Origin of the sequence: Streptomyces sp. SAI-170 (assembly GCF_049739565.1) — a bacterium.
Taxonomy (GTDB): domain Bacteria; phylum Actinomycetota; class Actinomycetes; order Streptomycetales; family Streptomycetaceae; genus Streptomyces.
The window spans coordinates 7747065-7758463 of sequence record NZ_JBMGQD010000001.1; the positions used below are offsets into that span (position 1 = coordinate 7747065).

Genomic DNA, 11399 nt, shown 5'->3' on the forward strand with positions numbered 1-11399 from the left:
GCGCTCGGGAGGCCTCAGCGGAACACGTCGTCCCCCTCGTCCCAGGCCAGCGGGTCGTCCGGAGCGGGGACACGGGGCAGGGGAGTGCGCGCCTGGTACATGGCGTCGATCTCCAGGGCGTAGCGCTGGACGATCGCGTCCCGGCGCGGCTTCATCGACGGCGTCAGCAGCCCGCCGGCCACGTCGAAGGGCTCCGGCAGCACCCGGAACACCCGGATGGACTCCTCGCGCGACACCGCGCTGTTGGCCGCGGCCACCGCCCGCCCGATCTCGTCCTGCAGCGCGTTCTCCTCCCGGGCCTCCCGGCTGAGTGCGCCGCTCTGCCAGCGCTGCGCCGAGCGCCAGTGCGCCAGGAACTCGGGGTCCAGGGTGATCAGCGCCCCGACACAGGGCCGGTTGTCGCCCACGACGACCGCCTGGTGCACCAGCGGATGCAGCCGCAGCCGCTGCTCCAGCAGCGCGGGGGCCACGCTGGTGCCGCCGTTGGTGATGATGACGTCCTTCTTGCGGCCGGTGATCGTCAGATAGCCCTCGGCGTCCAGCCTCCCGAGGTCACCGGTGGCCAGCCAGCCGCCCCGCAGCGCGGCCCGGGTGGCGGCCTCGTCGCCGACATAGCCCTGGAACACCGACGGACCGCGCACCAGGATCTCCCCGTCCGGGGCCACCCTGATCTCGGTGCCGGGCAGCGGCCGTCCGACGGTGCCCGACTTCTCCCGGCCCAGCGGCTGCATGGTGATGCCGCCGCCGGTCTCGGTGAGGCCGTAGCCGTCATGGACGTAGATGCCGATGCCCTCGTAGAACAGGGACAGTTCGCGGCTGAGCGGTGAGCCGCCCGACGTGGCGCGCCGCACCCGCCCGCCGAGCGCCTGGCGCAGCCGCCGGTACACCGTCCGCTCGTACAGGGCGTGCTGGAGCCGGAGGTTGGGGCCGGGACCCGCCCCGCGGCCCAGCCGGTGGCGCTCGGTGGCCGCCGCGAAGGCCCGTGCCGTCTCCGCCGCGCGCTCGAACAGGGCGCCGTGGCCCGCCTGCTGGGCCGTACGAAGGAACGTCTTGTAGAGCTTCTCGAACAGGGAGGGGACGCCGTAGAAGTAGGTCGGCCGGAAGGAGCGCAGCGCCGCGGTCAGGGACGCCTCGCTCAGGTCGGGCTCATGGCCCATGACCACCCCACCGCGCAGGCAGATCTCCTGGATCATCAGGCCGTACACATGCGACAGCGGAAGAAAGGCGAGGATCCTCGGCTGCTGTCCCGGCGGCGCCGCGGTGTGGCCCCAGCCCGCCAGGATCGTGTCGCACGGGCTCGCCAGCGCCCGGTGGCTCAGCGCGCACCCGGTGGGCCGCCCGGAGCTGCCGGAGGTGTAGGCGACGACGGCGGTGGCGTCGGGCAGCACGATCCGGCGCAGCGAGTCGACCGTGGTGGCCGGCAGGAACGCGCCCCGCTCCACCAGCCGCTCCAGCCCCCCGGCGTCCAGCTGCCACACATGCCGCAGCCGGGGCAGCGTCGTGCACACCGAGCCGACGGTCATCACCGCGGGCTCGTCCTCGACCACCACGGCCACGCATCCGGAGTCCCGCAGGATCCACTCCACCTGGTCCCGCGACGACGACGGATGCAACGGCACCACCTCGGCGCCCACCGCCCACAGGGCATGGGCGAACACCGTCCACTCGTAGCGGGTCCGCGCCATCACGGCCACCCGGCTGCCCGGCGTGATCCCCGACGCGACGAGCCCTTTGGCGAGGTCGACCACCTGGTCCCTCAGCTCGACCGCGCTCACCTCCTCCCACTCCCCGGCGGGCCCGGCGGCGCGGCGGGCCAGCAGCGGCAGGGTGGGACTGTGGGCGGCCGCCTCGAAGACGCTGTCGGCGAGCCCTCCGGGCCGCAGCGTGCGGAAGTGCGGAGCGAGAGCGAGGTCGCGCATGCGCTGCTCCTGGTCGGTACGGGCTGTGACGGCGCCGACGAGCACTGTTATCGACGGTGGTCGAATGTAGCCCAGGAGCGGGCTGACCGGGCCGGGAACGGAATAACGGTTCGGCGCTGATGATCTCGGCGCGGGCGGGGGACTCGGGGCACATGACCCACATCAGCCCCGATCCCGAACCCGAGCGCAGCACCGGCCTGGAACCGGGCGGCGGCGTCCCCCCGGGCGAGACCCCGCCCGCCGAGAGCAGCCTGCCCGAGGCAGGACCCCGCGAGACGCACAACCCCACCAAGGGCTGGGGCAAGGCGCCCCTGGCCATCATCCTGGTGGTGGTCGTGCTCATCGCGGCGTTCTTCCTGGCCTACGCCCTGGCGCTGCTGCTGTGACCAGACGCGCCGGGCCTCACTCCTGGGTCCGGCGCACACACCCGGTGACCACCTCGCGCAGGCTGCCGGTCCGCTCCAGCAGGTCCCGCTGCACCTGCGCCCCGTTGCCGTCCCGCAGCAGCCGTTCGCACGCCTCACGGGCGTGTGCCAGGTCCCCGCTGTCCGCGAGCGCCTCGCCGACATGCTCCAGCAGCGCCCCGACGACCTCCGCCGCCGGGGCCGGCCGCAGGGTCGCCGGGTGCAGCAGCCGGTCCGTGAGCCCGAAACGCGCGGCCCGCCAGTTCGCCAGCCGTACCAGGCTCACGCTCCGATCCACCGGCGGCACACCCGCCCGCCACTCGCGGGCCGCCGTCTCCACCAGCCCCCGGGCCAGCATCGCTACGAGGACGGCCGAGTCCGCGTGCAGACACACGTCGGCGACCCGGATCTCCACCGTCGGATAGCGCTCGGACAGGCGCGCGTCGAAGTACACCATCGCCTCGTCGAGGATGACCCCCGTCGCCACCATGTCGGCCACCCTGCGGTGGTACTCCTCGGCCGACCCGAACACCTCCGTCGGACCGGCCGACGGCCACTGCTGCCACACCCGGCTGCGGTAGCTGCTGTACCCGGTGTCCCGGCCCTGCCAGAACGGCGAGTTGGCGCTCAGTGCCGACAGCACCGACAGCCACGGCCGCACCCGGTCGGCGACGGCGACCCCCTCCTCGTCGGACTCCACGCACACATGGACATGGCAGCCGCACACCAGCTGCCGCGAGGTGATGTCGTACTGCTCCGCCATCCACCGGTAGCGGTGGTTCACGCCGACGCTCGGGCTCAGCGGCAGCGGGGACGTGGCGAGCGCGGCCACCGCGCAGCCCAGCCCGCCGGCGTACCCGGCGGCCTCCTTGCGGCAGCGGACGATCTCCGCCCGCAGGTCGGCCATGTCCTCCTGCGGGTGCGTGGCGAACTCCACCATCTGGTCGTGCAGTTCCTTCTCGAAGACCTGCTCGCCGGTGACGTCCGCCGCGGCGCGTGCCAGCACCGCGGCCGACATCGCCCGCGGGTCCCCGTTCTCGGGATCCACCAGGAGGAGCTCCTCCTCCACTCCGACGGTGCGCAACGGTCACAGCCTCCCCGCGTCCGGTGATAGACACCCGACTGCCCCGTCGGAGGCCCTTCACACCGTGTACGGCCGCAGCCACACCGTCGCCAGCGGCGGCAGCGTGACCCTGAGCCACCCGTCCTCGGGCTTGACCGGGTCCGGCCGGGTGACCCCGGAGCCGCCGTAGCGCAGGTCGTCGGTGTTGAGGATCTCCTGCCAGGCGACCACGTCGTCCGGGACCCACAGCCGGTAGTCGTGCCGGACGACGGGGGAGAAGTTGCTCACCGCCAGCAGCGGGTCGCCCGACGCGTCGAAGCGCAGGAACGCGAAGACGTTGTCGTCACCCGCGTCCCCCACCGACCACCGGAACCCGGCCGGGTCCGTGTCCCGCTCCCACAGCGCCGGCGTCGACCGGTACGCGGCATTGAGATCACGGACCAGATCGCGTACGCCGCGGTGGTCCGGCTCGGCCGAGTAGCCCGGGTCCAGCAGCCACCAGTGCGGGCCCTCCGGCTCGGACCACTCCGCGCCCTGGGCGAACTCCTGGCCCATGAACAGCAGTTGCTTGCCCGGGTGGGCCCACATGAACCCCAGGTAGGCGCGGTGGTTGGCGCGCTGCTGCCACCAGTCGCCCGGCATCTTGGACACGAGGGCCTGCTTGCCGTGGACGACCTCGTCGTGGGAGATCGGCAGGACGTAGTTCTCGCTGTAGGCGTACACCATCGAGAAGGTCATCTCGTTGTGGTGGTACTTGCGGTGCACCGGCTCGTGCTGGATGTACTCCAGCGAGTCGTGCATCCAGCCCATGTTCCACTTCAGCCCGAACCCGAGCCCGCCGCCGTCCGTCGGCCGCGTCACCCCCGTCCAGGCGGTCGACTCCTCGGCGATGGTCACGACCCCGGGCACCCGCCGGTACAGCGTCGCGTTCATCTCCTGCAGGAACGCCTTCGCGTCCAGGTCCTCGTTCCCGCCGAACACGTTCGGCGCCCACTGGCCGTCCTCGCGCGAGTAGTCCAGGTAGAGCATCGAGGCGACCGCGTCGACGCGCAGGCCGTCGATGTGGAACTCCTCGCACCAGTACACGGCGTTCGCCACCAGGAAGTTGCGCACCTCCACGCGGCCGAAGTCGAACTCGTACGTCCCCCAGTCGGGGTGCTCGGCGCGCCGCGAGTCCCCGGGCTCGTACAGCGGCTCCCCGTCGAAGCGGGCCAGCGCCCAGTCGTCCTTCGGGAAGTGCGCCGGCACCCAGTCCATGATCACGCCGATGCCCGCCCGGTGCAGCGAGTCGATCAGGAACTTGAGGTCGTCGGGGGAGCCCAGCCGGGCCGTCGGGGCGTAGAAGCCGGTGACCTGATAGCCCCACGAGCCGCTGAAGGGGTGATGGGCGACCGGCATGAACTCCACATGCGTGAAGCCGAGATCCTTGACGTACGCGGGCAGCTCCTCGGCGAGCTGTCGGTACGTCAGGCCCGGCCGCCAGGAGGGCAGATGCACCTCGTACACCGAGAACGGCGCCTCGTGCACGGGCCTGTCGCCCCGGTGCGCCAGCCACTCGGCGTCGCCCCACTCGTAGGCCGAGGCGTGCACGATCGACGCCGTGTCCGGCGCGGCCTCCGCGCGGCGGGCCATCGGGTCGGCCTTGAGGAAGCGATGGCCGTACCGGGAGGTGATCTCGAACTTGTAGTGGGTGCCCTCGCCGACGCCCGGCAGGAACAGCTCCCACACCCCGGACGCGCCCAGCGAGCGCATCGGGAACGCCGTCCCGTCCCAGTAGGTGAAGTCGGCGGCCAGCCGCACGCCCTGGGCGTTGGGCGCCCACACCGTGAAGCGGGTGCCGGTCACGCCCTGGTGCGTCATCGGCTCGGCGCCCAGTGCCTTCCACAGCTCCTCGTGCCGGCCCTCGCGGATCAGATGCAGATCCAGCTCGCCGAGCGCGGGCAGGAAGCGGTACGGGTCGTGCACCTCCTGCCCGGGGTCGTCGTCCCCGTACGCCACCAGCAGGGTGTAGTCGGGGATCGCCTTCAGCGGCAGGACGGCCGAGAACAGGCCGTCGCCCTCGGACACCAGCGGATGCCGTTCGCCGCCCGTCACCACGCTCACGGCACGGGCGAACGGCCGCAGCGCCCGGAAGGCGATCCCGCCCCGCACCGGATGGGCGCCGAGCAGGGCGTGCGGATCGTGATGGGCACCCGACAGCAGCCGCGCACGGTCACCCGGGTCCAGGGCCGGCGCGGCCCGGCCCGCTTTCTTCGGCGGGCCGGACGGCTCGGGCAGCGACGTGTCACGCAGGGCCACGGCTCTCAGTCTCCTCTCACGGCCAGACGTTCGATCGCCGCCATCGGGACGGCGAGCCAGTCCGGACGATGCCGGGCCTCGTACACCACTTCGTACACGGCACGGTCGGTCTCGTACGCACGCAGCAGCGCGTGCTTCTTGCGCGGGTCCCAGCCGGCCCGCTCGGCATAGCCCGCGCAGTACGCCTCGCGGCAGCGACGCGCCCACTGCGGCCGCCACGGGCGGCGCTGACGGGCGGCGTAGTCGAAGGAACGCAGCATCCCGGCGATGTCCCGCACCGGGGACTCCGGGATGCACCGCTCGGCGAGCGGACGCGACGGCTCGCCCTCGAAGTCGATGACGAACCACTCCCGCCCCGCCCGCAGCACCTGTCCCAGATGCAGATCACCGTGGATGCGCTGGGCGGCGGGCCCGGCGTCGCAGGTGACGAGCATGCCGAACGCCCCCCGCAGACCCGGCAGATACGGCCGCAGCCCCGGCACGCTGTGCGCGGCCGTGTCCAGCCGCTCCACCATCGCCGCGGCCGTACGCCCGTTCTCGGCTGGCGGGCCGCCGGGGAAGGCCTTGGCCAGCGCCACATGGACGTCCGCCGTGGCCCGCCCGAGCGCGTACGCCTCGGAGGTGAAGTCCTCACCGGTGGCCAGCGCGTGCAGGGCGAGGGTCCAGCCGTCGGCCGCGTTCGGCAGGAACGGCTGGAGCACACCCAGCGTCGCCCCGTGCGGCTGCGTCGTACGGAACCACGCCACCGGCGCGGGCACCCGGCGGCACCCCTGACCCGCGAGCGCGCTCGTCACCTCCAGGTCGGGATTGACACCCGGCTGGATGCGCCGGAAGACCTTGAGGATGTACGCGTCGCCGTACACCAGCGACGTGTTGGACTGCTCGGCGTCCATCAGCCGCGGCGGCAGCCCGGACGGCACGGTCACCGTCGGGTCCGTCTCGAAGCGCAGCGGACCGAGGCCCCCGGGCCGGCGCAGCCGCTCCAGGAGCAGCTGGGCCGACCGGGGGTCGCGCAGCGCGTCGTAGACCGCCATCCCGGCCAGCGGGCCCTCCTGGGCACGGCCCACCAGCGCCCGGCCGAGGCGGGGCGACAGATGCTCCTGCACACCGAGGATCAGCTGGTAGCAGTCACCGGGCGGGGTCGCCGCGCCCGGCGCGGGCACGCCCGCGTGCCCGGACGGATTCGGCGCGTGCCCGGCGTGCACCAGCAGATGCAGACAGCCCGGGAACAGCTCGGTCAGCGACAGCAGCCGCAGTTCGGTGACCGGCCGGTCCTTGCCCGCGAACCAGCGCTGCCGCGGGAGCCACTCGCGCAGCAGGCCGTCCAGCGAGGCCATGGGCCGGAGGGGGCCGGTACTGTCCCGGTGCAGGGATGCGGTCTTCGGCATGGCGTCGCGTCCTTTCCTCGGAGCACGCTCACAGTCGCCGGCCGATGCGGGAAGCGACTCGGGTGAGCCGGAACCAGTAGAAGCCGTGGCCCCCGAGCGTCAGCAGATACGGCAGTTCGCCGATCGCCGGGAACCGCACCCCGCCGAACAGCTCCACCGGGTGGCGGCCGGCGAACTCGCGCAGGTCCAGCTCGGTCGGCTGGGCGAACCGCGCGAAGTTGCTGACGCACAGCACCAGGTCGTCCTCGTACTCGCGCAGGAAGGCCAGCACGGCCGGGTTCGACGACTGCAGCTCGGTGAAGCTGCCCAGCCCGAAGGCGGGGTTCTGCTTACGGATCTCGATCATCCGGCGGGTCCAGTGCAGCAGCGACGACGGCGACGCCATCGACGCCTCGACGTTGGTCACCTGATGGCCGTAGACCGGGTCCATGATGATCGGCAGGGACAGCCGCCCCGGGTCGCAGGTGGAGAAGCCCGCGTTGCGGTCCGGGGTCCACTGCATCGGCGTGCGTACGGCGTCCCGGTCGCCGAGCCAGATGTTGTCGCCCATGCCGATCTCGTCGCCGTAGTACAGGATCGGCGAGCCGGGGAGCGACAGCAGCAGCGCGGTGAACAGCTCGATCGTGTGCCGGTCGTTGTCCAGCAGCGGGGCCAGCCGCCGCCGGATGCCGATGTTGGCGCGCATGCGCGGGTCCTTGGCGTACTCCGCGTACATGTAGTCGCGCTCTTCGTCGGTGACCATCTCGAGCGTGAGCTCGTCGTGGTTGCGCAGGAAGATGCCCCACTGGCAGCTCGAGGGGATCGCCGGGGTCTTGGCGAGGATCTCGGAGACCGGGTAGCGGGACTCGCGGCGTACGGCCATGAAGATGCGCGGCATGACGGGGAAGTGGAACGCCATGTGGCACTCGTCGCCACCGCCCCGGTAGTCGCCGAAGTAGTCGACGACGTCCTCCGGCCACTGGTTGGCCTCCGCGAGCAGCACGGTGTCCGGGTACATCGCGTCGATCTCGCGCCGGACCCGCTTGAGGAACTCGTGCGTTGCCGGAAGGTTTTCGCAGTTGGTGCCGTCCTCGGCGTACAGATAGGGCACGGCGTCGAGCCGGAAGCCGTCGATGCCGAGGTCCAGCCAGAAGCGGAGGGCGGCGAGGATCTCCTCCTGGACGGCCGGGTTCTCGTAGTTGAGGTCCGGCTGGTGGGAGAAGAACCGGTGGAAGAAGTACTGCTCCCGCACGGGGTCGAAGGTCCAGTTGGAGACTTCGGTGTCGACGAAGATGATGCGGGCGTCCTGGTACTGCTTGTCGTCGTCGGCCCACATGTAGTAGTCGCCGTAGGGCCCGTCGGGGTCCTTGCGGGACTCCTGGAACCACGGGTGCTGGTCGCTGGTGTGGTTCATGACGAAGTCGATGATGACCCGCATGCCGCGCTGGTGGGCGGCGTCGACGAACTCCACGAAGTCGGCAAGGTCGCCGAACTCCGGCAGTACGGCGGTGTAGTCGGAGACGTCGTAGCCGCCGTCGCGGAGAGGGGACTGGAAGAACGGGGGCAGCCACAGGCAGTCGACACCGAGCCACTGCAGATAGTCGAGCTTGGCGGTCAGACCCTTCAGGTCTCCCACGCCGTCGCCGTTGCTGTCCTGGAAGGAACGCACCAGGACCTCGTAGAAGACCGCGCGCTTGAACCAGTCGGGATCCCGGTCCTTGGCGGGGGTGTCCTCGAAGGTGTCATGGACAGGCGAGTTCACGGTCATGACGCGGTGGACCCTCCGTGGTGCGGTGTCGACGGCCGGACGTGGAGCACATGAGCCGGTGACCGGCCGGGCTCCAGGCGCACGTAATTGGAGCTGCCCCAGTGATAGGTCTCACCGGTCAGTTCATCGCGCGCAGAGAGGGATGCGTGCCGGTCCAGACCAAGATGCGCCATGTTCAACGAAACGGTGGCTTCCTGGGTGTGGTGCGGGTCCAGGTTGGCCACAACGATCACCGTATTGGAGTCAGAACGCTTGCTGTACGCGATGACGGCGTCGTTGTCCGTGGCGTGGAATCGCAGGTTCCGCAGTTGCCGCAGGGCCGGGTTGTCCCTGCGGATCTGGTTCAGGCGGGTGATGAGGGGGGCGATGGTGTCGGGGGTGTCCCAGTCGCGGGGGCGCAGCTGGTACTTCTCCGAGTCGAGGTATTCCTCGGTGCCCTCGCGGACCGGGGTGTTCTCGCACAGTTCGTAGCCGGAGTAGATGCCCCACGTCGGCGAGAGGGTCGCGGCGAGGACGGCGCGGACCTCGAAGGCGGGGCGGCCGCCGTGCTGGAGGTAGGCGTGCAGGATGTCGGGGGTGTTGGCGAAGAAGTTGGGCCGCATGTAGCTCGCGGCCTCGCCGGTCAGCTCGGTGAGGTACTCCGTGAGCTCCTGCTTGGTGTTGCGCCAGGTGAAGTACGTGTACGACTGCTGGAACCCGATCTGGGCGAGGGTGTGCATCATCGCCGGGCGGGTGAACGCCTCGGCCAGGAAGATCACGTCCGGGTCCTTGCCGTTGATCTCGGCGATGACCCGCTCCCAGAACACCACGGGCTTGGTGTGGGGGTTGTCCACGCGGAAGATCCGCACACCCATGCTCATCCAGTGCCGCAGCACCCGGACGGTTTCCTTGACGAGGCCGTCCATGTCGGCGTCGAAGGCGATGGGGTAGATGTCCTGGTACTTCTTCGGCGGGTTCTCGGCGTAGGCGATGGTGCCGTCGGGGCGGTGGTGGAACCACTCCGGGTGCTTGTGCACCCACGGATGGTCCGGGGAGCACTGGAGCGCGAAGTCCAGGGCGACCTCAAGTCCGTTGGCCTCCGCTTCGCTGATGAACCAGGCGAAGTCCTCCGCCGTGCCCAGCGCGGGGTGGATGGCGTCGTGGCCGCCTTCCGGCGAGCCGATCGCCCAGGGCACGCCGACGTCGTCGGGGAGGGCGTCGAGGGTGTTGTTGCGGCCCTTGCGGTGGGTGGTGCCGATCGGGTGGATCGGCGGGAGGTAGACCACGTCGAAGCCCATCGCCGCGATCGCGGGGAGCCGGCGGGCGGCGGTGCGGAACGTGCCGTGCGGGTTCTCGGGCGTGCCCTCCGAGCGCGGGAAGAACTCGTACCACGCGCCGTACAGGGCCCGTTCACGCTCCACCAGCAGCGGCAACGGCTCCGAGGCCGTCACCAGATCCCGCAGCGGATGGCGGGCCAGGACCCGGTCCACGTCCGGTGTCAGGGCCGCCGCGAGCCGGGTCGCGACCGGGAGCGAGTCGTCGCGCAGCAGCTCCACCGCCTCCAGGAGCGTCGTGCGGTCCGGCCCCTTGGGCACGGCCGCCGCGGCCCGCTCGTACAGGTCGCCGCCCTCCTCCAGGACGAGGCCGGTGTCGATGCCGGCCGGGACCTTGATGCAGGCGGTGTGCCGCCAGGTGGCGACCGGGTCGCTCCAGGCCTCCACGTGGTAGCTCCAGCGGCCCGGCGCGTCCGGGGTGACGTCGGCGCCCCAGCGGTCGGTGCCCGGGGCGAGTTCGCGCATCGGCGTGAAGGGCCCGCGCCGTCCGGCGGGGTCGGTCAGGACGACGTTCGCCGCGACGGCGTCATGGCCCTCGCGGAACACCGTGGCGGAGACCTGGAACGTCTCGCCCTCCACCGCCTTGGCCGGACGCCGGCCGCGCTCCACCACCGGGTGGACGTCGCGAACCGGGATGCGGCCGATGGTCTCGGGCGCGCTCATGGGTCTCTCCTCCGCCGTGCTAGACGCCGGCCTGTCCGGCCGCTGCTGGGTCCTGCGCGTACTACGCCAATGCCGGGAAGGGGCTGCCTTCCCGTACGGGGCTACCTTCCCGCGGTGGTGCGCCGGGCCGTGAACGGCAGTCGGCGTGTCCCCCGGTGTGTGCGCATCCGGCCGTTCGGCTCCGGCTCGTGCAGGAACGCGGCCGCGCCCTGGCGCAGAAAGCGTTCGGCGGCGTCCGCGGCCTCCCGTGCGCAGCGCTTCCCCATCAGCACGCACAGCGTGTATCCCGAGTCCTCGAAAGTGGCACGCACCGTGCGGTCGGCCGGGGCCGCGAGCATCAGGCGCTCCCAGGCCCGGTACCGCCGCAGCTGCCGGGCGACTTCGGCTTCGGCGGGTAGCAGCATGGCGGGGTTCACCTTCCGGGGGCCGCGAACGGCGCCGTCCCGACGGTCGGGGGCGCTCGGGGCCTTCACTCATGGTGCACGCACGACGACCCAGCGTCTTGTTGGAGCTTCAACGAATCTTCGGCGTGTCTCGTGTTGCACGAATGGACTAGCCCGCTCACAGTGGAGGTCACTCAGAAGCGATCGGTGCTCACGCTTCG

General features: G+C 71.4%; 8 protein-coding genes. 1 reads left to right on the forward strand and 7 read right to left on the reverse strand.

Features of this window, described 5'->3' with window-relative positions; translation table 11 throughout:
• Positions 1-14: 14 nt before the first annotated feature.
• A complete protein-coding gene (locus tag RKD23_RS34790; RefSeq protein WP_424857327.1) occupies positions 15-1919 on the reverse strand; it encodes an AMP-dependent synthetase/ligase in 1905 nt (634 codons plus the stop codon).
• 152 nt (positions 1920-2071) lie between these two features.
• Between RKD23_RS34790 and RKD23_RS34795 the strand changes: the two genes are divergently transcribed.
• Complete coding sequence (locus RKD23_RS34795) at positions 2072-2305, forward strand: DUF6480 family protein (RefSeq protein WP_404038431.1); 234 nt, start codon at positions 2072-2074, stop codon at positions 2303-2305.
• A gap of 16 nt (positions 2306-2321) precedes the next feature.
• Here RKD23_RS34795 and RKD23_RS34800 read toward each other — a convergent pair whose 3' ends face one another.
• The 6 genes from RKD23_RS34800 to RKD23_RS34825 form a co-directional block, all read right to left on the reverse strand.
• Complete coding sequence (locus tag RKD23_RS34800) at positions 2322-3407, reverse strand: glutamate--cysteine ligase 2 (RefSeq protein ID WP_424857328.1); 1086 nt, start codon at positions 3405-3407, stop codon at positions 2322-2324.
• A gap of 57 nt (positions 3408-3464) precedes the next feature.
• Entirely contained in the window at positions 3465-5684 is a 2220-nt protein-coding gene (gene glgB / locus RKD23_RS34805) for a 1,4-alpha-glucan branching enzyme (protein ID WP_424857329.1), read from the reverse strand.
• A gap of 5 nt (positions 5685-5689) precedes the next feature.
• Positions 5690-7072, reverse strand: coding sequence for a maltokinase N-terminal cap-like domain-containing protein (locus RKD23_RS34810; protein ID WP_424857330.1), 1383 nt, complete (start codon positions 7070-7072; stop codon positions 5690-5692).
• A 28-nt stretch (positions 7073-7100) separates the two neighbouring features.
• Positions 7101-8819 (reverse strand): maltose alpha-D-glucosyltransferase, encoded by a 1719-nt coding sequence (gene treS, locus RKD23_RS34815; protein ID WP_424857331.1) that lies wholly within the window; start codon positions 8817-8819, stop codon positions 7101-7103.
• Entirely contained in the window at positions 8816-10795 is a 1980-nt protein-coding gene (locus RKD23_RS34820; RefSeq protein WP_424857332.1) for an alpha-1,4-glucan--maltose-1-phosphate maltosyltransferase, read from the reverse strand. Before RKD23_RS34820 ends, treS begins: the two co-directional genes overlap by 4 nt.
• A gap of 101 nt (positions 10796-10896) precedes the next feature.
• Complete coding sequence (locus RKD23_RS34825) at positions 10897-11199, reverse strand: DUF5133 domain-containing protein (protein ID WP_424857333.1); 303 nt, start codon at positions 11197-11199, stop codon at positions 10897-10899.
• Positions 11200-11399 lie beyond the last annotated feature (200 nt).